Genomic DNA, 23,075 nt, shown 5'->3' on the forward strand with positions numbered 1-23,075 from the left:
CCTCTATCCGTTAACGTGAACCATTAGGTTGTGCGTTGGGTGAGAATCCCCTCTGCTTTAGCTTGGGGAGCAGTCAAAATGTTTATCAATACAAATCAAATTAAACATGGCTTTAATAAAATCAGCGCGAGGGTTTACTCCTCAGTATGGTGATAACTGTTTTTTGGCAGAAAACGCCACCTTGGTAGGAAACATCATTGCAGGAGATGATTGCACCTTTTGGTTTAATTGTGTAGTGAGGGGTGATGTAAGTGCCATACGTATGGGTAACCAGGTAAATGTGCAAGATGGAGCAGTGGTGCATGCCACTTATCAGCGTAGTGAAACGATTATTGGCAACAATGTATCTATTGCTCATAATGCTATAGTGCATGGTTGTACCATCGAAGACAATGTATTGATTGGCATGGGAGCCATTGTAATGGATGGAGCAGTTATTAAGTCTGGGTCTATTATTGGAGCAGGGGCGATCGTATTACAAAACACAGTGGTGGAGTCTGGTACTGTGTGGGCTGGCAACCCAGCAAAATTAATCAAAGAAGCGAAAGATCTTACTAATGAGATTACACGAATTGCTTCAGCTTATCCCAAATATGCCAGTTGGTTTATGGAAGGTGCCCACGCTGGTAATGATGAATAACAAAATGCATTGATGCACAAAAGCCCCTATTATACTTATGGACTTTTTGTCCAGAGGTTGTAAGGGCTTTTGGGTAATTTGTGTTTATATACTTGTGGGCTTTTTGTCCATAAGTACTAATAAGCAGCCCCAATCCTTTTAATTATTTGTGAGTTGATAAATTGATATAATCTTAAAGGTTTCATTGTTCGCCAGTTATCTATTTCAAGTGAGCCCCCAAAGTTGATGTAGTAATCTATATTGTATTGTTTCCATTGATCCATTACAAAGTCGCGAAAGTTGAATGCGGCTATCCAGCCTTCTTCTATATCTTCAAACCACTCTTCATAATAACAGTCATCAGAGCCATGAAAATTGAGCACATTCTCGCCTACCAGTAAAAATTGATTAATTCCATGTCCAGTAAGGTTGTCAATTACACACCTTTTTAAATGCATAACATCATTATGTAGCGTGTCATTCCATTCGCCAAAAAGTTCTATAATCGTATAACGCCTATTATAATCTACAAAAAGTATCTTTACATATAGCGTCTCAGAACCTATCCAATCCCAAAGAGGGTGAATGTAGTATCCATAAATATCATTGGTATAATGCTGAACATTATACTCTCGTCCGAAAAAAGGAGAACGCATATCTCTGCAAGCCTGATAAGCACTCTCCCAATTGTAAAAAGGTTCTATTGTGTGCATGTTTCTGTAATGTTGTTGGCAAAAGCACTCATAAACTTGTAATGCTTTTATATCTATAAAAATACGAAATAATCAGGGGTTTACAAATGATCCAGGTCAGAGTGAAGGAATGTATTTCAGGAATGCATGTAATAAAAAAGCAGCTTTGAAGTTAGACCCAAAACTGCTTTTTTATTTTAAATAAATTTATTTCTATGCTATACAAGTGATTAGTTTTCGTATAACCCAAAACCTATTCCTGTACTTAATGTATGATAATCTTGGGTACCAGTAGCGTAGTCAACAAAGAAACTAAATACCCCTAGCTTAAGGCGTACCCCTAGATTAAAACTTACTTGTCTAAAGCTATGAGTTACGGTATAGGGATCAGTGATTTCGGCAATGACAGTATTTCCAAAAGTGAGGCTGTTAGGATCATTGTCTTGTATTGTAATGGGGTAGTTGCCTAAAATTTCAAACCTGGTAGAAGAAGTTTGGAACCACAAACCTCCATAAAATGTGATGATGGGAAACTTTCGTGAAAACAATAAGCCAGCATGAAATGCATCAACTGTAAAATTAATTTGTTGGTTGGTAAAGTTGCTGTAGTCTGGTTTGGCACTAACACCTTGTAATACCAATGTAGTGTCAGTGGGAGTAAGTGCTGTGTTAGACTTGATATTGGCATGGCTAAAACCCATAGCCAGTGAAAACTTAACTGGCCAAAGGTTAAAACCTGGAATCCATTGTTGAAAATCATGCTTAAGTCCCACTCCCCATAATCCTATCTTAGTTTTGCCCTCAGAGTTATCTAGTATATCTTGGTTATTGTCAAATGCTAATGGGGGAGCAAAACGGATGGATAGTTCTGTGCCCCATAATAAACCTAAATTAAATTGAACGGCTGGTACAGGGGCAAAATTAAAGCCTACACCGTCAGGCAAGGTAAGCAAAGCGGGTGAGCCGTTAACAGTGTCTACACCTTGAGGGAAATACCTAACAGTGCTGCCTTGGTTTGAACTTAATAATCCGGCAGTAATGGATGACTCAGGGTCAAACAAAAAAGAGTTACTGAGTTCTAAAGCATTCAAGTCTAGTGTTTGATCCTGTTCAGGGGTAAAAGTGGCTGAAGTCACAATCCTTACATCAAACCTTCCAACACGCATAGGTTCTGCTACATTATGCCAACCATGATTCATAGCCGTACCAGCTGCTTTACTCACAGGTTTATAGTAGCCATCCATTAATTTGTTGAAATCAGATTGTGTTGTGTTCAATATCTGGACTAAATCAGTTTGGGCATAAACAATGCTTTCAGAAAAAAACATCCAACAGCTAAGAAATACTATTGCTGCTTTTTGCCAGATAGATAGGTAATAAGTTTTCATAAACATTTTTGATTTAGTTAGTAATCGATCTGATGTACTTAGGTTTATTGTTTTTTGTAATTGTCTACTGCCTTTCTAACGCTGCCAAATTGTGTAAGTAATTTTTCAGCCTCATTATATTCTATTTGTAGCTCATCCATTACCATACGTGTGCCTCGGTCTACCAGCTTAGTGTTGGATAGTTGCATGTCTACCATCTTATTTCCTTTTACTTTGCCAAGTTGAATCATCACCGAAGTCGAGATCATATTTAGTACCAGTTTTTGAGCTGTCCCTGCTTTCATTCGGGTGCTTCCTGTTACAAACTCAGGTCCCACTATTACTTCTATAGCAACTTCTACTGCCTTTGCCAGTGCACTATTTTTATTACAGGTAATACATCCAGTAAATATTCCATTTTTTCGAGCATCACTTACTCCGCCTACTACATAAGGAGTGCGCCCTGAAGCAGCAATACCAATCACTGTATCTTTGTCATTGATATTGTGCTTTTTTAAATCTTGCCAGGCTTGATCTATATCATCTTCTGCAAACTCTACTGCTTTTCGAATGGCAGTATCCCCACCTGCAATTAAACCAGTAACCCATTCATGGGGTACTCCAAAAGTGGGGGGGCACTCTGACGCATCTACAATACCTAACCTGCCACTGGTACCTGCACCTATATAAAACAGACGTCCCCTTTGTTGCATTCTTTTTACAATGCCCATTACCAATATTTCAATGTTGGGTATACAAGGCTTTATGGCTAAAGGCACTGTTTGATCTTCATGATTAATATTGGTGAGTAATTCACTGATTGACATCTGTTCTAGGTGTTCATAGTTAGATGAAGACTCAGTAGTAGATTTTGATTCGTTTGTCATGACAAGGGTATTTAAATGTTTAGAGTTGTTCTTCGTGGTAAAGGGTCAGTCCAGCAATAGGTGTTTCTAGTACATTACCTACATGTATCTTTTTGTCATTGGCTACTTGTCGCAATATATTGCTAAAATAAAATGCAATTGAGCCTACAAAATGTACACGGTGTTGTTGTGCATCTTTAAGAGTAAGCACATGCTTGTCGAAAAAAACAGCAAAGCAATCATAAATCAATTTGTATATTGTGGGCTGTTTTTGGTAATCAAACAAAAACTTAGTAAAAGATGCAACATAGCGGTTGGGGTAGGGCTTGTGGTAGAGGTTTTCTAGTACTTTGTCTCGAGTAACTTTAGGGTACCTTTTGGCAAATTTTTGGGTGAGCTCAATAGGAAGTGTGCCATACAAAAAGTGAGTAAGTAGTATCTTTCCCAGGTGATAACCACTACCTTCGTCCCCTAGTAAGTAGCCTAGGTTGATCGCTTGTTGGCTAATTTGAGCACCATCATATAAACTAGCATTTGATCCTGTGCCCAAAATACAAGCAATGCCTGCTTGGTGTCCACATAATGCCCTGGCGGCGGCCAGCATATCGTGATACACTGAAATAGAACTTTTTGGAAACAGAGAAGATAATACTTCTTGAGCAATAACGCAATTTGTTTTTGTAGAACAACCTGCACCATAAAAGTGTACTTGCCTGATGGTGGCAGGTAGCTTTGGTAAAACTTGGTGCCGGACACTATTTATAAAATCGCCAGAGTCATAGTTGGGGTTAAACCCCTTACTTTGCATTTGGCTTATTTTTTTGTCAGTATCAATTACCCGCCAGTCGGTTTTTGTAGAACCACTATCAGCTATTAAAATCATAGGGCTATTAAATAGATATATCAATTGAATACAAATATTTTGTATAGAATGTGTACAATCAATATTTGTCTTATGTGTTTTTTAAAACAGTTTTTATTACTTTAACTTTCACAAAGCTTTTTAGCTTTATTGTTTTGGTAATATCTGCAAGATAGAAATTAATACATAAAGAGAATATATAGAATAGTTCTTGTATTATACTTAAACAAAAATGGTTTTGGGGACAGGTTTTGACTAATTGCCTGAATACCAACATTAATCAATCCTGTAAATCCTAAAATCACTTTAATCTTAGTATAAATTGACCTTTCTTGCATATACCTAAGTACTTGAAAAAGATTAAATTCGAAAAAATAAATTCTCATGATAGAACAAGGTACGCTGGAGCTTCCTAAAGATGGTATTGCTGGCTTGCGTCAAAACTGGCGAATAGACCTTTTTGCTGGTTTATTGGTGTTTATGCTCACCCTTCCTTTATGTTTGAGTACTGCTTTTGCCAGTAACTTTCCTGTTTGGTCAGGCATCATATCGGCTTTAGTAGCTGGAGGCATTGTCACTTTTTTGAGCGGCTCACCACTTACTATCAAAGGACCTACCATTGGTTTTGCTGCAGTGCTTGCTTATGGAGTGCAAAATCTGGGGAGTGGTTATTTTATCACAGGTTATAAATATACATTGGTGGCCATTATTATGGCAGGAAGCCTGCAGGTTCTTTTGGGTTTGTTACGTATTGGCAACTGGCGCAGCATTATTCCCGATTCATTGGTATACGGGCTTATGGGGGGCATAGGTATTACTATACTTGGGCGTCAGCTTTATTTTTTGCTAGGAGCCACCCCTCACGTTTCAAGTGAATCTATGGTATGGATGAAATTACCTAACTTATTACCCACAGACTTTGCAAGCCCTTTTTGGAGCTTTATGGGAGGGTGGGTAGACACTTACCATGATACAGCTATTACTATTAACCCAAATATAGCTTTCATAGGCATTACCAGCTTGTGTTTAATGTTTATTTTTTCGTCTATCAAATACCCTAAAATACTACCATCTGCCGTAGTAGTTTTATTGTTTGGTTTGATAGCTACTTTCTACTTTAGCTTACATACCAAAGATACAGCACATCTTATCGCGCGCACAAGCTATGCTCAGGCTTTGTTTGTATTTCCTGATTTTTCAAAGTTTTATATTTTGAAAACGCTCGAAGTTACTTTCATTATTTTAGCAATTAGTACCCTTGAAACAGCGGTCAATGTAAAAACAATTGATGCTGTAGACTTGTATCGCCGTCGATCTAAACTCAATAGAGAGGTATTGGCTATAGGCATAGGCAATATGATCAGTGGATTTTTGGGAGGGTTGCCCTTGATAGCTACCATGGACGAAAGCTCAAAGAATGTAAATAATGGAGCAAAAACGCGTTGGGCTAACTTTTTTCAAAGTTTATTTTTACTTGTATTTGTTTTGTTGGTTTTTCCAGTGTTCAAGTATATTCCAAAAGCGGCACTTTCTGCCATTGTTATTTATGCGGTGTATCGCCTCAACTCTCCTCAACTCATCAAGGACTTAAAACAAGTAGGCAAAGAGCAATTGTTGATCTATATAGTAACCTTGATAGCTACTGTATTTTTAGGCGTGCTATGGGGAGTATTAGTAGGCATTGTCACTACTTTAGTTTCTTATAAGCTATTGGGTGCTTCTTTTTCCTCATTGTTTCGCATTAAAGTAACTACTACTCAAAAGAAAAGAAAGATTCGTATTTTTATTGAAAATGCTGCATTAGCTTCTAATTACCCAAGTTTACGCAAGCATTTACGTGATGTACCTGAGGGACATTATTTAATTATCGACTTCTCCAAATCTAAGGTGATTGACTATGGTTTTATGGAAAATATCTATTTTTTCGCTTATTCCTATAGTGTTCAAAACGGCAAAATAGAACTGAATGGTTTGGAACAACATAAGGCGGTGTCGGCACATCCATTGGCTACCCGAAAACTCATAAAACGCAAAGCAGTAGATAAAAGCAAAAAAATACACTTGGTGGAAAAAGGGTTATTAGATGAACGCCAGCTTGATGTACAAGGGGTGGCCGCCATTAATAATGCACGTTTTAAACCTAATATTACTTTTGATGGAGTAAAACTACAGGGGTTTCACTTTGCCCTAGGGTATGAAATAAAGTACAGTGAAAATACATTTGCCAAGTTTTTTGGTGTAACTCGTATTGAGTTTTCAGATATATTCTTGTCCAAGGGTATTCGTATGAGCGAGCAAAGCCATAAAATGTCGGTATTGCTGGTGTATGGGGTAGAGGCTTATATACCTGACTTTACACTTGGGCGAGAGCACTTATTAGCAAAGCTTATTCAAAGTGTGGGCTATGGCGATATAGACTTTGACGATTACCCTGGGTTTTCGGAAGCCTACTTGCTCAAAGGTGAAAAAGAAGAAGAAATTAGGGCACTGTTTTCCCGTGAATTAATTGATTTTTTGGAAAAAAACCAAGGTTTTAATATCGAAAGCCGTAATAATAATATATTGATTTATAAGGAAAAGGCTTTGATGAATAGGGTAGAAATGGAAGATGCTGTTGAGTTTACTGAAAACTTCTTGTCTATTATTTATAATGCCAACAAGCAAAACAATGAAGTAGCTATATAGAATAGGCTGGTATTGTTGGGTACTATCGGAGAATGTTGTATTTTTGAATAGGTACTTGTGTTGGGTGCTTAGTCAAAACCAATGTGAGACTATTATCTGGTAATTTGAAATATCCTTTCTCCTTGTTTTCAAATCACGCAAAATATTCGATGGGCGAATTTTAAACAAGCGCTTATTTTTATAAAAGAATCTACTCCATCAACACTTATTTAAACATTATGGCAAACTTATTATTACCAAGCGATATAAGCTGGCTTACTATAAAACATCATTCTTTAGAAGATATTCTTCAGACGCTTCAACTAACCGATCCAATGCCACTATCTTGGAATACAGGCGTTTGTACAATTCTATCTGATTATTGGGATACACGTCAAACCCCTGATAGTACACTTACCCGTGTGTATGTTAGTGCCCCCCTTGATGGGTGGGTTTTTGTCTTTGGTGACGGTATCTTTGTCAAAGATATAGAAAACCCTATCATTGCTCCCAAGGATCGGTCTGGTATTATTCAATCATTGGCTCAGCAACTTAGCACAGTATATGGTTCTATAGCTTATTTTACATCACAACCTCGTCGCGATTGGTTTGAGTGGATGTGGTTACAAAAGGGAGAAGTTAAACGATACTTTGAGTGGAATGATGGAGAACTACAAGTACAAGGATCCCCCATTTTAGACAATGAAACAACACTTATAGAACAAGCTACCGCCAACGATTCGGTATATTGGGAGGACGTGGTGTTTGAGGTTTTAGAGAAAGTTTGTATAAACCCTGAGACGGTTAATCAAAGAGTAACAAAGGGTGTGCTTGCTACAACATCTTATGGTAAAAAAGTGGGGGTACCCCCACAACCCGTACTTGACTTATAGTCAATAAAAAAGGTGAGCCAATGCTCACCTTTTTTGGTATTTATACCTATTGGTTTTCTTCTATAAAATTTATCAAGTCAGCCATTTTCTTAAAAACATAGATGTTTTCTGGAATGTCTAAAGGTTGGGCTACTACTTGCGAACCACTTAATAAAATGGTTTTATCTGCAAAGTTACTAGCCAGCTTGTCAATGTATTTTTGTACATCTTTACGAACGGGGTAAGAAGTAAAGATACTGACCATATAATCTGGCTGATAGTGTGCTGATGTTGTTATTAGATCATCGTAAGGTAAACTAGTACCCAAATAAATTACTCTTTGGCTACGTACCCTCACCAAATAATTTGCAAATAATAACCCCAATTCATGGTTTTCATTATTGGGTAAAAACATCAAGTACTTCTTTGCATTTTTGTCAGTACTATTGATTTGTCCATCAATTGCTACAATGGTTTTTTGTCTAATCAAGTTAGAAATAAAGTGCTCTTGAGCAACATTGATAGAGCCTGCTTGCCAGAGTGCTCCTATTTTTACTAAAAATGGGTAAATAATGTTGACCACTGTTTTTTCAAAACCAGCCTGAAGAGTACTTGTGGCAATGATTTTTTCGAAGCGCTCTTCGTCCATATCTATCATTGCTAGTGTAAGCCCCTGTATTTGGTCTGTATAACGATCGCTTTTTTGAGTAATAGATAAAACCTCCTCTTTAATCTCATCTTTCTGCATTTTGGCAATGGTCGATATTTTAAAACCATGCTCTTTTAGCAGTGAGACATTCAGAATAAGCTTTAAATCATTGTCGTTATAATAACGAATATTGGTATCAGTTCGTTTGGGTTCTACCAGTTTATAGCGCTGCTCCCATATACGTAGTGTATGCGCTTTTATACCTGATAAATGTTCAAGATCTTTTATTGAATAATGAATCATGCTGTTATTGTATCTTCTGTGAAATTCAAATGATAAAATGGTCAGATACACATAAATATGATGCGTGATCTGATGCCTCAAGGTTAGAATAGGAGGCAGGTGTGCTTATTCCATAAAAAGAGATGAACTATAAAAAGATGAAGTTCTTGATAGGACAACAATAAAGCTAGGGAAGTGTTTAAAAATTGCTTAATTTTTTTGGCAGTTCTTGCAAATTCCCTGCATCAAAATATTTACTTCATTGGCTTTATAACCCTTGGGTAGGCTAATTTGTGGAATCTTAATTTCCTCCAAACAAGTAGTGAGCCCACAGCTTACACACTTAAAATGAATATGTTCGTGATTATGGTCTGTATCTTGGCACTCATCACTACAAAGCGCATAGCGGGGTGTACCACTGTCATCCAGTACTTTATGAATAATCCCTTTATCTACAAAAGTACGTAAAGTCCTGTAAACGGTTACTCGATCGTGTTCCTCTGATATTTCTTTTTCAATCTCTGCGTTTGACAAAGCATAGCCTGAATCTAAAAACAATCCTAGAATCTCACTTCTCGAATGTGTACTTCTTAGCTCGTTACTTTTTAATATACCTCTAATAACCTCTTTCATAGCAAAATCAAGTCTATTGTTTTTAGTTAAAGTTACAAACTCTTACCTAAGTACGCAAAATATTTAACTGCTGGTTCACTTTTTTTACTCACTACACTCCTCTGGGGTATACTTTACCATTTGTTTGCTTTTGATTCTTATATTTGAAATATTCAATTTAATTAATGTTTATCGTTTTTTATTGTATAGTTCTTTTTTAAGCTTTTTTTTTGTAAAATATATCGAATTTATTGTTTGATAGTTTATATTTGAACGTGTTTTTTTAGTTTATATGTTTTTTTATTCTTTTAATGGTTTTGTTTGCATTCAATATTTATTATAATTGTTGTGTATAAATTACTGACATTTATTAAATAAATACATTTGTAATTTGATAATAGAGAATATTATTACCCAGTTCAATATTACAAGACTTAAAAAGATTATCAGAGATGAAAGAAACATTGTTTACCGTCCATAACCTGTGGATGATGATTGCCACTATTTTGGTGTTTATCATGCACCTTGGTTTTGCCACTCTCGAATCGGGTCTCACCCAATCCAAAAATACAGTCAATATTTTATTTAAGAATGTATTGATCATAGCCATTGGTTTGCTTACCTATACCCTCATCGGTTTTAACCTTATGTATCCAGGAGAAGCTTTTTCAGGAATGTTTTTTGGGTTTAATGGTTTAGGGGTAGCGTTGCCCACAGGGGGCGACACAGCTCAATATGGAGCAGGTCATTACACTTATTGGACAGACTTTATTTTTCAGGCAATGTTTGCTGCCACTTGTATTACTATAGTGTCAGGAGCAGTTGCCGAACGAATCAAACTAGAAGCTTTTCTTTTGTTTGCTGTATTTTTTGTGGCTATCATATACCCTATGGTTGGTATGTGGAAATGGGGAGGAGGATTTCTCGAAACATTGGGCACCGATAAAGGGCTTTTTACTGGTCTTTTAGCAACAGCTGAAAAAGGTAAAAATGTAGGTACCCCATTTTATGATTTTGCTGGATCTAGTATTGTCCATTCGGTAGGAGGCTGGGCTGCCTTAGCTGGAGTGTTGTTACTAGGAGCTCGTAAAGGCAAATATATAAATGGTAAGATCAAGGCCATTCCCGGTCATAATATGCCATTGGCAGCAATGGGAGTATTTTTACTGTGGTTTGGCTGGTTTGGTTTCAATGGTGGATCAGTACTTTCAGCAGAAGCTGGCAATGTTTCCAGGGTTTTTGTTACTACCTCGTTGGCGGCAGCGGCTGGAGCGTTGGGAGCATTTTTTACTTCATTTTTTATTCTCAAGACGCACGACCTTACCATGAGCCTCAATGGCATACTAGGAGGGCTGGTAGGCATTACTGCCGGAGCCGATGTAATGTCTGTGTCTGATGCTGTCTTGATTGGGCTTATTTCTGGCATTTTGGTAGTGCTTGCCGTGTTATTCTTTGACCGCAAACGTCTTGACGACCCAGTGGGTGCCATTGCTGTTCATTTGGTTTGTGGGGTGTGGGGCACAATGGCAGTTGCTATATTTGGGGCTAAAGCCGGATGGGGGCAGTTTGTGAGTCAATTGATTGGCGTTAGTGCCATTGGCTTGTTTTCTTTTGGTTCCGCTTACGTTGTTTTTTATATAGTGAAAAAGACCATAGGCATTAGAGTATCGGAAACTGAGGAACTTGAAGGGTTGGATTTACATGAACATGGAATGAGTGCTTACCCTAATTTTACAATGACCACTGCTGCTTCAGTTACATCGCATGAACAACATCAAGTGGTGACTAATGCTCCCCAAACAACAAATCAAACCAAAGATATTGCTTTAATCAAAACCTAAAATATTCCATTGTACTTGTTGCTACTTATATACGTAGTGATTTTTCTGATAAATTCGGAAAGGAGTTTGGCAATGCTGAACTCCTTTTTTGTTAACCTAAACTTAAGGCTTGCAGCACCAGCCATTGTTATTGGAAAGAGGTGTTTATTACCGAATAGTTGATAGTGATTTTTTAAAGTATTGATAATCAGCTGATTAAATTAATTTTTATAATAAATACTTGAGCCCAGCGTTCTGAATGAAATAATGAGTAATATATATCATTAGCCATATTTAGTTACCAATCAAAACCCTCTTATACATAGATTGTAGGCGGGTTTTTTCTGTTTTATCTCTCCTTAGGAATGGTGAGAAATTAAATTACCATTCTTGAGGTAGAGGTTTTGTTTTGAGACGAGGCTATTTTTTGCGCCCATAGCAGCGCTACGGGCAATAAAAATAACGAAGTATCAAGGCGAAAAATCACCCCTCAGAGTGTAAATTTATTTTTGAACAATTCCTTACTAAATACCTGTTCACAAATCTAATATCAGGTTTTATAAGATTTTTTTTTGAAAAATGTAAGTTTTACGCCTTTGGGTATACTTATAAGCAAAACAATGGATTACCAACCTTGGAACAAGTATTCACAAAACTGATCACCGAAAATCAAGGAATTATACATAAGGTTTGCAATATATACTGCAAAAACGAAGGAGACCGTGCCGACCTGTTTCAGGAAATTATATTGCAGTTATGGAAATCTTATGAATCTTTTCAGGGGCGTTCAAAAATAAGTACCTGGATGTACCGAATTGCTTTAAACACTGCCATTACGAGTTTTCGAAAACAGAAGAAAAACAAAGTCCAACAACAACTTTCCATTCAAGAGTTTCAGATTCCTGATGTGCGCCCTGACGAAGATTTTGAAGAAAAACTAGCTACTCTATATCAAGCTATCAGGCAACTCTCCAAGGTAGAGCGTGCTGTAATTATGCTTTATCTCGAAGATAAAAGCTACCAGGAAATGGCTGAAATACTGGGTATCTCAGAGTCAAATGTAGGAGTAAAACTCAACCGGGTTAAAAAGAAACTTAAAAAGATTATTAAGCCAGAATTATATGGAGTTAGATGAACTAAAATCTCTGTGGCAAAACCAACAGCTAGTAGGCAAAGCTCATAGCGAGCAGGACATTCAAGCCATTCTGAAGCAAAAGACAAATCCAATTTTAAAGAGAATTTATGACAAGTTTTTTCTTGAAATGGGTATCTCGTCAATTATTGTAGCTTGTATAACAGGCGCATACATCTATCAGCAAAACTATGCCTTAGCTATGATGTCTATCTTAGTTTCTGGACTCATAGGAAGTGTTTATTGGCTTATTTACAAGCAGGTAAATATTAATTTTAGCCTTGATAGTCTTAAGGTAGCTCTTTCTAAAATGGAACGATTGTTTAACATTTATGACAAGCTCCTCAAATATGTCCGCTATATGTTAGGCATAGGGTTTTGTATTGGCATCACAATAGGTTATTTCATCAATAAAAAACCTTTTGAGTTCAACCTTAAGTTTTTTGTTTTGTTGACCGCCATTGTACCTATAAGCATTGTTTTGTCATATCCTATGAAATGGCTTATTGATTACATGTATGGGCAGCATATCCAAGAGCTAAAAGGGGCTTATTTGGAACTAAATGATTTGGAAAAGTAAGAAAATCAGCCCTTTGTTTACCAATAATAATTTATTAGCACTATGAACATTATTAAAAAAATCAAAGCCTTTTACCAAAGGCACAAAATTACCATGAGCAGTGTGTCGCCAGAGGATGCGGTAGTTATTGCTCAAAATCACCAAGGACGCCTGACAGCCGGACAGTTGGCCCGCAATAGCTCATTAAATTATTTGCAGGCTTCGCTCAAGCTACATTGTCTGAGCCAAAAAGGATACTTTCGTACTGCTTTCACCGATGCAGGAGAGGTATACTTGCTAAGGCAAGGAAAAGGCTCATTAAATCATTTCTCCAAAAAACATCTTCATCTCACAGATGCAGAAGTACTTAGTGCCGCAATAGAGCATAATGGAGAATTAACCCTCACTAGGCTATGTGTAGCCACAGGTAGTAACATAGACATTGCCCGAAAAAAATTAGAAGAATTACATCTAAAAGGTGTATTTGAACTTGAGGTCACCAATAATGGAGTGATTGTATATGTTTTAAATGAGACTGACTGGAGAGAGGATTCAAGCACTAAGAAAATAGGTTAAAATGAAGGTTTTCAGAAAGATAAAAGAGGCGTATAAAAGGCATCAAGAGGCTATGCACAGTATGTCTGACGATGATATATTGACCATTATTAATGATAATAATGGACGTATAACTGCCACTGACTTAGCACGTCAAACGGTACTGACTTATATACAAGCTTCGCTTAAATTACAAAGCCTTTATGACAAAGGCTATCTAAAGATTACTTACAGTAGTACTGGATTGACTCAAATTATGGTGTTAAAAACACAAGTTTTGTCTGTTACAACATCATTATCTAAATTAACCGATGCAAAAGTACTGCAGGTTGCTATACAAGCAGGTGGTAAGATCACCCCAGCAACTTTATGTGTGGTGCTTGAGTGTAGCATCAATGAAGCACGCAAAAAGCTTGATGAGCTTCAAATGAAAGATGTTTTTAATCTTGAAGTAACTGATAGAGGGGCTATTTTATATGTGCTCAACGACATAGATTATCTTCAAGATTCAAAGGTTAGAAAATTGCGTAAATAAAAAATAATATTATTATGTTAAGTTTAGTGGTTTTAAAATTCTTCATCTTGCATCATTGTAAGTAAGTGTGTAAAAATAAAACTTTAAAAAAATAAGTGCATTGTTTGATAGCAGTGGCAAAATAGATGACTTTGTAAGGCTACCAACAAGGTGTGGTTTAGAAGCTGTTTATAGCAACCTCAACCTTTGGACATTTTGGGAGAAAACAAGCCTTCTATTGCTTTGTTGTGATCTTATAGCAACAAAAATAGTGGAGACCTGATCATTTTTCTATTACCCTTTATTTGCCATTAGCTTGAGTATCAACCTTATTTAATGGTATCAACCAAACCAGTAGATAAAGCCCGCCAAAGTATGCCAATAAAACCATTTTTGTATTCCCCTTTTTTTCTAAATTGATACTTTACCTTACCTTTTTTATATCGTTTTTTTGTAAGATTATTGGTGTGTTTGATAATCAGATTGGCAATAAAAGTAATGAACCCACGCTTTCGCTGATGATTTTTCTTACGTAAGACCTGTATCCTTAATTTTCGGTATCCCGCCAGCAATTGACCAGTAGCCAGACTATCTTTAATAGTTACCTGAAACTTTACCTTACGAATTCGCCCTCGTTTTATAAAAATATGGTCATTGGCTGTAATCATCGTGTTAAAAAACTTTGCTTCCATCTCTCCCATTTGCCCCTGGTAGGCACATTTAAACTCTGGAGCTAATAGTGGAATTTTAATGGTAGTTTCTAAAAAACCCCTGCCCATCAAACGAGTGTTTGCCCTGATAGTAGTCATGGTACTTTTGGAGCCTCTTGATCTTAAGTTGGTAACCCTGGCATTAATTTCCGAGAAAAAAACTTGCCCGAAACCTATTCCACCAGGCACTTTTTCGCCATACATCACAAAAGAATTAGCCATTTTGATTGTATCCACTGTCAATAAGAATGGTATTTTCTTTATTTGTTGATTGGGCATGAGTACTTTACGTGGATTGGGAGGCTCACGACGATCGCGAAAAATATCCATAAACATTCGTTTAATATTAACCGACCGTATTTTCACTTGTCCATGGCGAATTAAATGATTGTATGCTATATTGTTAAATTTGATCCGATCAGTGTTGATTTTAAAGCGGTCTTGTTGTACTTGATAGTGGTCTTTAAACTCTTGTTCTGTAAGCGGTGATTTCAGCGTGATTTTATCTAATATTAGGTTTTTCTTGAAAGTAGAGCCACTAATTTGCTTTGCATGGATGTTGTACACCTCATTAGGAGTTTTGGTACGGTAGTTATTTAATTTGAATGATACATCATCTGCAAACAATACTTTTTGAATTGTTGGGTTGTTTCTCAATGCTTTATTTACCCTAAAGTTTCGTATGTCTAAAGATATGCTGTCTGCCTGATGCCGCAAGATTTTATTCTTTTTAATTAATCGTAAATTCACTGATGAATTACGTAATGTAAGCGAATCGATAGAAATAAAAATCGGAATCTGAGCGATGAGTTGCTGTAAGTTTTTGGGTTTTACACCAGCTTTTCTGGGTAAGTTATTATTTTGGTACAAATCTAAGTGTAACTTATTTAGCATCAGTTGCTTCATAGCAAAGCCTTCTCCATCAAAAAGGCGACGAAAATCAATGTGTTTGGCCTGAAAAGTTGCCAGTTCAGCATCAGTACGTAGTGCCCTAAATTGTTTAATACTATCAAACAGCGCCTCAGATACCTTGGGCTTCATGCTTAAATGATTGATTTGCAACGACGAGTCGTTGAGGGCTGCTGCCATATTATGGAAGGAAACCTCGTGGATGTTATCTGGTGTAATAAAACGGTACTGAGACATTTTTACAAATATGTCCTTAGTAAACAACAAGTCTTTTGATTTGCTGCGTACTATCGAGTCTTCATCCAGTGTAAACTGCTGAGCAATTACACTAATATCTTGCGCCAGATGATGACTCTCCCCTATTTTGCCTAACTCCCTCATCTTGAAATTGGCCTGATAAATCAATACTGAGTCTATATGTACTGGAACAGGTGTTCTTTGTAATGCTTCATGGATAGTTTTGCGTACTTTAACCGTATCTTTTGCCTTTAGTTTATTTACATACATATCTATATTTGGGCGATCAAAACTTAAGGTGTTCAAGTCTATTTTGCGCTCAAATATCAGTTTTTCCAAGTCTATTTCACGCGCTCGAATGCTTCTTAGATCAATTGTCCACAAGGGTTTGCGAAACTTTTGTCGTTGGTCAAACTCCTCTTGAGTTATCAAAGGCTGTAAGTGCACATCTTTTATTAAAAGCTGAGAGTCAGTAAACGAGCTTTGCACATTTTTAAGAGAAAACTTATAAACACTGTTTTTCTCTCTAAATTCATAGTCATCCAGTTTTACTACAATATGAGGTGAATAAAAATCATACTGAATAGAATCTTTTACGGATGCTTTACCCAACCTGATTTGTGGAATCATACAATTAAATTGTTTGACCTGATGAGCGTTTACACCAGTAGCATGTTCTGACGCATCCTCTATCTGTTCGCGGTACGACAAACGAGCATCTTTGATAGCAAATGTGTCTATTTTGATAAATAAGGGCAGGTTTCTTAATACTTTTTGCAAACTAGTTGTGTCTACTATTGCAAGTGTATCAGTCAGCAAAGTAGTATCTGGTATGTCAGGTTTTGGTGTTGGTTTTTTTGGTTTGCGTTTGTCCACAAATACATCCAATATTGGTCGGTTCAGGTACAGTTTTCCCCAATCAATTTGCTGATAAAGCAATAATTTATCAAAATTAACCTCTTTTGCCTTTAGGTTTGACAAAGCAATGCTTAATAAAGGCTTACGATAAGTAGTAGCATGTACAAACGCAGAGTCAGACAGTAATGGTTTGAGTGACAAACTATCTATTTCTATTTGTGCCTTGGCCGATGACACCTCCAAATCATTAAAATGCAACTCATACAGCCCATCAGAGGTTTTAAAACGATAGTTTTTTACACCTACACGCAGACTTTTAGTGTCTAGTTCTGCCAATGCTGAACTTCTCAAGGCTTTACCTAACTGAATGCTTTGCACCAGTACATTCAACTGATTGGCAGTATGTGTTGCTAAGCCATTTCCTTTCAAAGAATCTTTAGGCTGTTGTTCTACATACTCTAACGAAGCATCTTTAATAGCAAATGTGTCTACTTCTATGTGTAAAGGCAATGACTGAAGCATTTGCTCAAAGTTTTGGTATTTTTGCTGGGGGCGTTTGGGACGCCGCTTATCTGAGTAAGCTTTAAAGCGAGGTTTGTTGATATATAACCCTCTCATGATAAACCTCTGATGGTAAACCAGGCTTTCAATGTCGAGATTGGTAAAATTTAAACTCTCTACTTCTGCGTCAACCATTACTGCTTGATAAAACTTGCGAATTGTAAACTCTTGACGGGAAGTTAACGGTTTTAAAGAGGCATTTTGAATAGATACCAACGACCTGCGTGAAGAAAGAAAGGCTTTATCGAGCGATATTTTATACAAGCCATCAGGAGTCAAGTGTTGGTAATGGTGCATTTCAAGATCAACACTTTCTGAGAACAACAGCTTTTCTTTGATAGCAGAGTCTGCTGCTTTGCCCAAAGCCACCTGCCGCAAATACAAGTAAATACTATCGGCTTTATGAGCTATGTTATGGGTATTGTTTTGTGCTGGTAATTTTTGTTTGTAAACAAAAGACGCATTTTCTAGAGCCAAGGTATCTGCTCGGATATATATTGGTATCTTGGCTAATAACTGTTTCAGGTTTTGTTTTTTCTGACGAATTTGATTAGGCATTCGCTTGTCTTGAGAAAGCTCAAGCTGTAAGTGGTGCATAAATACAGCTCCCAAATCAATCTCTTTTTGGGTAATCAAACGATAAAAGTCTACCCGGTTTGCTATCAAACTATCCAAACTTACATTCACAAAGGTAGCTTTATGAGTTTTTAAGTTAACTAGTCGGTTTTCTTCGGCAAACTGAGGAGTGACTTGTACACCAGCAAGTTGCAGGGTTGAATCGTGCGAACTTAGCTTAAGCTGTTGCAATGCTATTTCATATACTTGATCTGGTGTGGTAAACCGGTATTTGGTTGCACGAAAACTAAACCCAGCCACTTTGACGGCTTGACTATCAGGTAACTGTGGCGTAGGATTCAAACGTATTTGATCAACTTGAATATCAATCTTGGTAGCCTGATGTCGTGCTGCCCCTCTTCGTTGTTTATGCAGCAAGTCAATTTGCCCCTCTTCTATCTTTATTTGTTCTACAACTACATGGCTGGCTATTTTTCGAAGAACTTTCATTAACGCGTGCACAGGTTTGGGAGGAGGCTTTTTGTACCGTGCTTTTTTCTTTGGCTTACTACGAAATTTGATCCTGGGTCGTTGAAATATAATTTTCTTTATTTTTATTTCGCTGGTTTTTAAAAAATGAAACCAGTGGATACCTGTGATTTTAAACTTGTCTAAACGAGCATCTATATCCAAATAAGTAGAGTCAGGATAACGCTGCCGAAATCTCGCCCATTTAGTATTATTTTTATATAGATGTGCTTGTTTTAATTGAATCGATGAAGTGAATAGGTTGACCCCAATATCGTGTATTTTTAGTGTATAAAGACTATCCGTCTTTACACTTACCAGACGAATCATCTCTTTACGTAAATAAGCATTAAAATAAAAATAAGCGATTAAGTAGATGATACCTAGCAAAACCCCTAGTGTAAAGAACAGCCGCCCGAAAAAACGAAACCAAGAGAATTTTCTTTTACGCTTTTTATGTTGTTGCGCTTCCTTGCCTTGTTTTTCAGTCTCCTTGCTTATATTTTTATCCGACAACTTTCGCTGAGGGTCAGTGTTTTCCAGAGACATGGGTATGATTAATTTTACTTTGGGGTACTTACTAATGTACCAGACTTCTAAAAATACTAAAAAAAAGGGGGAATCAAAAGAAGGGTGTTTGTATACAAACAGTTGATTTGTCTAAAGCAAAAACTGCCAGGTAGCATCTACCTGGCAGTTTTTGTTTTTTGTTGTATTTCTTGTACTGCTTCTTGTCTTTCTTTTTTTCGGATAGCTTCCCGTTGTAAGTATCGTTCTATCAAGTACTCAATGGGTTTGAGTAACAGTGCTATAAAACCTTTGAATGCAAAGCTAATCCAATTTGCGTGGTAATCAGCTTTTCGGGCTTGCTCTTCAATGATAGGCTCAAGCAAACCTTCAGATAAGATGAATAAAAGCATGGCTGCTATAATGGTAATGGTAGCGGCTCTTCTACTTAACTTAGTTTTAGTAAGCTCATCTATAGTGTTTTGTAAAACAAGATTTTGTTCATTGAGCTGGTCATTGATCGTTTTTATTTCTTCTGAACGCTCATGAAGTACATCATTGGCGCGGTTTAGTTTATTTTGTAAACGATCACTAATATTAGTTATTACTCTTGTGTCTCCTAGTAAGCTTTCATAATGTGTACAAAGTTCCACAAAATTTTCTTTTGAAACTACATCAGAGTCACCAGTTTGTTCAAGGATTTCTTTTGCTTGATTAAGTGCTTTTAATTCTCTTATAAAAACATTAGAGGAATTAGCCATGTTGAATATTTTCCCTGTCTAAACTTGTGCATTTTTTATTTCATAACTAATTCAATGTCCAGATTTATTAGTGATTTGAAATCGTTCCCAGACTCTTCCATATCTTCATCTCCTTCATCGAAGTACCACTTAATTTCAGTAGCGTTATTCGTATCTTTAAGTGTTTCAAGTTTTCGCAACAAATCCAAAATACACTTGGAAGAACTCGTATTGAAGTATTCCAAATTAAAGATCACAGTAGTGTTATCTTTAGGACTTTGAACGTAGTTGTCAACCCAGTCGAATAAAGGCTTGTAAAATGTAATTGAATTTTCAGGAATAGATCTTCCTGAGATTTCTAATTTACCTGCCTGGGAATCAAATGAAACGTATGGGGTTCGACCTGTCCCTTCTAAAACAATGTTTTCCATTTATTTAAAATGAAATCAGATTTATGCTAATACTTTTACTTGTAAACTATAGAAACAATGGCTTTCGCTTACAGAATCAAAACTGTAGTCGATTTTCTGTCCGGATTTTCGAGCCATGTCGATAATACCAAGGCCAGCTCCACCGCTTCCTGTAAATTCTTCTTCATTTAGTACTTCCTTGTAAAACGCTTTCAGTTCCACAGGGGACAATGCATTTACTTTATTCAGCTTGTTTCTCAACTGAGGTACCTCCGTGTTAGACATATAATTGCCTGTTACGATATGATACGCATTATCAGTTTTTTTTATCATTAAGATTGCTGAATGATAGCGTTCATTGTCAAATTCTTTCTCTTGATAATAGTTGTAAACATTTTGAAGACATTCTAAAAGAATAGAAAAAACTTTTCTTTTAGTTTTTATAGCTTCGCTTTTTCGTTCTAACTTATCATCTATCAACTGTAAAATGGAGGTAAGCAAATTGTTAGTAATTTCCCCTTTGAAGTAGAGAATAATGCTTTCATCTCGCATTTTTTTGAAGTATTGATATACATCAAGCATTTTTCATTCAAATTAAGATGATATGACGTTTTTTAAAAACTAAAGACAAACAAATCTACAAAATATTTACAAGTTTTATGCAAATTATAAGGCTATACATATAAAACCTGGTTTTATTATTTAATAAACTCAAGATTTGTGTGTAGTCCAAGCTATAATACAAGTTATAGTTTGAATTTGCAAATAATTACAACACTCAAGAAATATTTCGCATTGTTAATCATGTCTTTATGTTATAAAAATACAGTTCAAAATATGAACCAAAAATTTTTATAGATAAATATATCTTTTCACCAAAACATGATTCAATTAGTATCCAAGTTTAAAAAAATAAAAGTAAACTAACAAAGTATGAATCAATTATCTGAGTAATTTACGTGTGGTAATTGATATTTTTCGGGTGTACTTATTACAATATCGCCTGAAGCGACACACTGACAAGCAAGCCTTTGGTTTGAATTTAACCTACCCAGGTTTTTGAATTTTTCTTCGGCAGCTGTCAATGCATTCAGGTATTGTGTGCCGTTGTGTACCACCATAGCACAAGTAGTACAACGTCCTTTGCCCCCACAGGCTTGCATCCAATCTATGTAAGCCTCCCCCAAATGCTGTAAAACAGACTTATTGGGGTCATAAAGATCAACTTCTTGGTTATTTAGGTTTTTTATGGTTATTTTAGGCATGTCACGTATATCGTTTTGGTATATATTTTACATTCTACATAATCTAATACACAAAGGTTTAGTTTTATTTATCTAGAAACTAAATGCTTTTAATTAGATTTAAACAAATGTTGTTTGATTTCGGTATTATCTGAGATACAGAAGGATTTCTTAAAAAAATTGCACAATGGAGCAGAAAACAAAACCTATAAACCAATCGGTATTGATGCAATACAGCCGTTCGTTTGCACAAAAACTATCTGATTATTTTTTCATTGATCACCAGGTAATAGAAGGGGAAGATATACTGAAATTTTGTGATATCAAACAAGTAAACCTATTGGTGATAAAGCTTTTGTTTGAGAAATGGCAGGAAGAGACTCAAAAGCTTAAAAACCCTTATTTTGACTATGAGCATCCTGATGTAAAAAAGGCGCTGAATACCTTTATGAATATTTTGTCCCAGCATATATCTATCCGCAAGGATGATTTCTATGTGTTGGTATATGAGGCAACCAAAGATGCATTGATGTTGGCACTTGATCCTCATCATTACTTTATTGCAGAGTTTAAAAAACCTGTCAATGCAAGGATGTCGGTGCAAAAACTCAAAGAATCGGCACGTTATATTCAATTCAATAAATTTTTAATTCAGGCTTTTATTACCCGTGTAGAAGGTATGGGTATTTCAGAGCTATTTCCGGCCGATGCCATTGCCATGTTTGAAGAAGTGTTTGCCCAACAACAAGAGCACATAGAACCTATGGATTGGCGTTTGAAGAGCTTTTCAGACTTATTGCCATTAGACACTGATGCCCTGTTTTCGGAGGAGGTAATTCCAGCAACCCCTGTATCTACTGAATCGCCAGTAAATTTTCAGCCCGAATCTTATGAACGTACCGATTTTGGCTTCAGTACTCCTAATTTGAGCGAGACTGCTATGGAAGCAGTAATTGACGAACGTAATACGCTCAACGAAAAACATCGCAGTGACAACACCCCACTGGTAGAAGAATTTAAGAACGCACGCATTGATAACCTGAGGGCAGCAATTCCTCTGAATCAAAAATTTCTATTTATCAACCAACTATTCAAAGGTAATAGTATGGCTTTTAACGAAACAATTGATCGGGTAGAGTTATGCAACTCTTATGATGAAGCTCGTACATTAGTAAAAAACGAATATGCGGTGCAGTTTGATTGGAACTTGGAAGACGATGTAGTGGCCAAGTTTTTTGATATTATCAAGCGTAGGTTTGAGTAGTATAAGGCAAGCGCCTAACGAGTTTATCAAACGCTGGAAGACACCTTGTTTTTCAGCGTTTTTTTATTGTTTTCTTTCTCCTCTTCTCACCATATATTAAATTTTCACCACAAAAAACATCTAGTTAAACTGTTAATAATCAGGTTGTTAAAACACTTGTAAATATTTTTAAGCAAAAAAATGATCCGATGGTACTCATTGACATGAGTATATAATTACCAGAAAGCACAGAAGCTTTTTCTTTCTTAAAAATAGGGCAAAGCACAATTTAATTGAGTAGCCCTGCAATCAATAGTTTTATCAAACACAAAACAAAGTAAAATGAAAAGCAACTTTAAAAACGCAGCCTTAACTAAAACCCAACAAAGTGAAGTAAAAGGCGGCAAAATGTCTCCTGGCTCAATTGTATGTATACTTTGAACGGGATGAAAAGTCGCAAATCAAATTCGCTGAAATTTCAAAGACAATAAACTTTCGAGTTCTTTTT

General features: G+C 36.4%; 20 protein-coding genes. 9 read left to right on the forward strand and 11 right to left on the reverse strand.

Annotation, left to right across the window (positions count from 1 at the left end):
• Window positions 1-106 precede the first annotated feature (106 nt).
• The gene (locus Q0954_RS24540; RefSeq protein WP_299461452.1) at window positions 107-640 is read left to right on the forward strand and encodes a gamma carbonic anhydrase family protein; all 534 of its coding nucleotides are present in this window, start codon (window positions 107-109) and stop codon (window positions 638-640) included.
• A gap of 116 nt (window positions 641-756) precedes the next feature.
• Here Q0954_RS24540 and Q0954_RS24545 read toward each other — a convergent pair whose 3' ends face one another.
• From Q0954_RS24545 to Q0954_RS24560, 4 genes are all read right to left on the reverse strand, one after another.
• Complete coding sequence (locus tag Q0954_RS24545; protein WP_299461454.1) at window positions 757-1,332, reverse strand: hypothetical protein; 576 nt, start codon at window positions 1,330-1,332, stop codon at window positions 757-759.
• Window positions 1,333-1,541: 209 nt separating this feature from the next.
• The gene (locus Q0954_RS24550) at window positions 1,542-2,699 is read right to left on the reverse strand and encodes a DUF6588 family protein (RefSeq protein WP_299461456.1); all 1,158 of its coding nucleotides are present in this window, start codon (window positions 2,697-2,699) and stop codon (window positions 1,542-1,544) included.
• A 44-nt stretch (window positions 2,700-2,743) separates the two neighbouring features.
• Window positions 2,744-3,565, reverse strand: a complete 822-nt coding sequence (murQ, locus tag Q0954_RS24555) for an N-acetylmuramic acid 6-phosphate etherase (protein ID WP_299461458.1) — start codon at window positions 3,563-3,565, stop codon at window positions 2,744-2,746.
• Window positions 3,566-3,584: 19 nt separating this feature from the next.
• A complete protein-coding gene (locus tag Q0954_RS24560; protein WP_299461460.1) occupies window positions 3,585-4,427 on the reverse strand; it encodes an N-acetylglucosamine kinase in 843 nt (280 codons plus the stop codon).
• 363 nt (window positions 4,428-4,790) lie between these two features.
• Between Q0954_RS24560 and Q0954_RS24565 the strand changes: the two genes are divergently transcribed.
• Window positions 4,791-7,091, forward strand: a complete 2,301-nt coding sequence (locus Q0954_RS24565; RefSeq protein ID WP_299461462.1) for a SulP family inorganic anion transporter — start codon at window positions 4,791-4,793, stop codon at window positions 7,089-7,091.
• Between the two features lie 218 nt (window positions 7,092-7,309).
• A complete protein-coding gene (locus Q0954_RS24570) occupies window positions 7,310-7,963 on the forward strand; it encodes a hypothetical protein (protein WP_299461464.1) in 654 nt (217 codons plus the stop codon).
• A 46-nt stretch (window positions 7,964-8,009) separates the two neighbouring features.
• Here the strand turns inward: Q0954_RS24570 and Q0954_RS24575 are convergent, their stop codons facing one another.
• On the reverse strand, window positions 8,010-8,894 hold the full coding sequence (locus tag Q0954_RS24575) for a MerR family transcriptional regulator (RefSeq protein WP_299461466.1): 885 nt from the start codon (window positions 8,892-8,894) through the stop codon (window positions 8,010-8,012).
• 189 nt (window positions 8,895-9,083) lie between these two features.
• Complete coding sequence (locus Q0954_RS24580) at window positions 9,084-9,506, reverse strand: Fur family transcriptional regulator (RefSeq protein WP_299461468.1); 423 nt, start codon at window positions 9,504-9,506, stop codon at window positions 9,084-9,086.
• A 431-nt stretch (window positions 9,507-9,937) separates the two neighbouring features.
• Here Q0954_RS24580 and amt point away from each other — a divergent pair, with 431 nt between their 5' ends.
• The 5 genes from amt to Q0954_RS24605 all read left to right on the forward strand — a co-directional run bounded on the left by amt (window position 9,938) and on the right by Q0954_RS24605 (window position 14,086).
• Window positions 9,938-11,326, forward strand: a complete 1,389-nt coding sequence (gene amt, locus Q0954_RS24585) for an ammonium transporter (RefSeq protein ID WP_299461470.1) — start codon at window positions 9,938-9,940, stop codon at window positions 11,324-11,326.
• A gap of 613 nt (window positions 11,327-11,939) precedes the next feature.
• A complete protein-coding gene (locus Q0954_RS24590) occupies window positions 11,940-12,440 on the forward strand; it encodes a sigma-70 family RNA polymerase sigma factor (RefSeq protein ID WP_299461472.1) in 501 nt (166 codons plus the stop codon).
• Window positions 12,427-13,017: a hypothetical protein gene (locus Q0954_RS24595; protein ID WP_299461474.1), complete on the forward strand. Its 591-nt coding sequence runs from the start codon at window positions 12,427-12,429 to the stop codon at window positions 13,015-13,017. Before Q0954_RS24590 ends, Q0954_RS24595 begins: the two co-directional genes overlap by 14 nt.
• Before the next feature lie 42 nt (window positions 13,018-13,059).
• Window positions 13,060-13,572 carry a hypothetical protein gene (locus tag Q0954_RS24600; RefSeq protein ID WP_299461476.1) on the forward strand — a complete coding sequence of 171 codons (513 nt, stop codon included), beginning with the start codon at window positions 13,060-13,062 and terminating at the stop codon, window positions 13,570-13,572.
• Between the two features lies 1 nt (window position 13,573).
• Window positions 13,574-14,086, forward strand: coding sequence for a hypothetical protein (locus tag Q0954_RS24605; protein ID WP_299461478.1), 513 nt, complete (start codon window positions 13,574-13,576; stop codon window positions 14,084-14,086).
• 308 nt (window positions 14,087-14,394) lie between these two features.
• Here the strand turns inward: Q0954_RS24605 and Q0954_RS24610 are convergent, their stop codons facing one another.
• The 5 genes from Q0954_RS24610 to Q0954_RS24630 all read right to left on the reverse strand — a co-directional run bounded on the left by Q0954_RS24610 (window position 14,395) and on the right by Q0954_RS24630 (window position 21,345).
• Window positions 14,395-18,972, reverse strand: a complete 4,578-nt coding sequence (locus Q0954_RS24610; RefSeq protein WP_299461480.1) for a hypothetical protein — start codon at window positions 18,970-18,972, stop codon at window positions 14,395-14,397.
• 137 nt (window positions 18,973-19,109) lie between these two features.
• Window positions 19,110-19,691 (reverse strand): hypothetical protein, encoded by a 582-nt coding sequence (locus Q0954_RS24615; RefSeq protein WP_299461482.1) that lies wholly within the window; start codon window positions 19,689-19,691, stop codon window positions 19,110-19,112.
• A gap of 35 nt (window positions 19,692-19,726) precedes the next feature.
• Entirely contained in the window at window positions 19,727-20,101 is a 375-nt protein-coding gene (locus Q0954_RS24620; RefSeq protein WP_045113148.1) for a DUF1987 domain-containing protein, read from the reverse strand.
• 21 nt (window positions 20,102-20,122) lie between these two features.
• Entirely contained in the window at window positions 20,123-20,662 is a 540-nt protein-coding gene (locus Q0954_RS24625; protein WP_002694942.1) for a SiaB family protein kinase, read from the reverse strand.
• Window positions 20,663-21,018: 356 nt separating this feature from the next.
• The gene (locus tag Q0954_RS24630) at window positions 21,019-21,345 is read right to left on the reverse strand and encodes a 2Fe-2S iron-sulfur cluster-binding protein (protein ID WP_299461485.1); all 327 of its coding nucleotides are present in this window, start codon (window positions 21,343-21,345) and stop codon (window positions 21,019-21,021) included.
• Window positions 21,346-21,511: 166 nt separating this feature from the next.
• On the opposite strand from Q0954_RS24630, the gene Q0954_RS24635 reads away from it, so the two are divergent.
• Window positions 21,512-22,588 (forward strand): hypothetical protein, encoded by a 1,077-nt coding sequence (locus Q0954_RS24635; protein ID WP_299461487.1) that lies wholly within the window; start codon window positions 21,512-21,514, stop codon window positions 22,586-22,588.
• Window positions 22,589-23,075: the final 487 nt, after the last annotated feature.

The sequence above is a fragment of the uncultured Microscilla sp. genome (genome assembly GCF_947493425.1).
GTDB lineage: Bacteria > Bacteroidota > Bacteroidia > Cytophagales > Microscillaceae > Microscilla.

Coding starts and splice junctions, on each gene's coding strand:
- Q0954_RS24540 (WP_299461452.1), top strand. CDS start 107: ATGGCTTTAATAAAATCAGCGCGAGGGTTTACTCCTCAGTATGGTGAT.
- Q0954_RS24545 (WP_299461454.1), bottom strand. CDS start 1,332: ATGCACACAATAGAACCTTTTTACAATTGGGAGAGTGCTTATCAGGCT.
- Q0954_RS24550 (WP_299461456.1), bottom strand. CDS start 2,699: ATGAAAACTTATTACCTATCTATCTGGCAAAAAGCAGCAATAGTATTT.
- murQ (WP_299461458.1), bottom strand. CDS start 3,565: ATGACAAACGAATCAAAATCTACTACTGAGTCTTCATCTAACTATGAA.
- Q0954_RS24560 (WP_299461460.1), bottom strand. CDS start 4,427: ATGATTTTAATAGCTGATAGTGGTTCTACAAAAACCGACTGGCGGGTA.
- Q0954_RS24565 (WP_299461462.1), top strand. CDS start 4,791: ATGATAGAACAAGGTACGCTGGAGCTTCCTAAAGATGGTATTGCTGGC.
- Q0954_RS24570 (WP_299461464.1), top strand. CDS start 7,310: ATGGCAAACTTATTATTACCAAGCGATATAAGCTGGCTTACTATAAAA.
- Q0954_RS24575 (WP_299461466.1), bottom strand. CDS start 8,894: ATGATTCATTATTCAATAAAAGATCTTGAACATTTATCAGGTATAAAA.
- Q0954_RS24580 (WP_299461468.1), bottom strand. CDS start 9,506: ATGAAAGAGGTTATTAGAGGTATATTAAAAAGTAACGAGCTAAGAAGT.
- amt (WP_299461470.1), top strand. CDS start 9,938: ATGAAAGAAACATTGTTTACCGTCCATAACCTGTGGATGATGATTGCC.
- Q0954_RS24595 (WP_299461474.1), top strand. CDS start 12,427: ATGGAGTTAGATGAACTAAAATCTCTGTGGCAAAACCAACAGCTAGTA.
- Q0954_RS24600 (WP_299461476.1), top strand. CDS start 13,060: ATGAACATTATTAAAAAAATCAAAGCCTTTTACCAAAGGCACAAAATT.
- Q0954_RS24605 (WP_299461478.1), top strand. CDS start 13,574: ATGAAGGTTTTCAGAAAGATAAAAGAGGCGTATAAAAGGCATCAAGAG.
- Q0954_RS24610 (WP_299461480.1), bottom strand. CDS start 18,972: ATGTCTCTGGAAAACACTGACCCTCAGCGAAAGTTGTCGGATAAAAAT.
- Q0954_RS24615 (WP_299461482.1), bottom strand. CDS start 19,691: ATGGCTAATTCCTCTAATGTTTTTATAAGAGAATTAAAAGCACTTAAT.
- Q0954_RS24620 (WP_045113148.1), bottom strand. CDS start 20,101: ATGGAAAACATTGTTTTAGAAGGGACAGGTCGAACCCCATACGTTTCA.
- Q0954_RS24625 (WP_002694942.1), bottom strand. CDS start 20,662: ATGCTTGATGTATATCAATACTTCAAAAAAATGCGAGATGAAAGCATT.
- Q0954_RS24630 (WP_299461485.1), bottom strand. CDS start 21,345: ATGCCTAAAATAACCATAAAAAACCTAAATAACCAAGAAGTTGATCTT.
- Q0954_RS24635 (WP_299461487.1), top strand. CDS start 21,512: ATGGAGCAGAAAACAAAACCTATAAACCAATCGGTATTGATGCAATAC.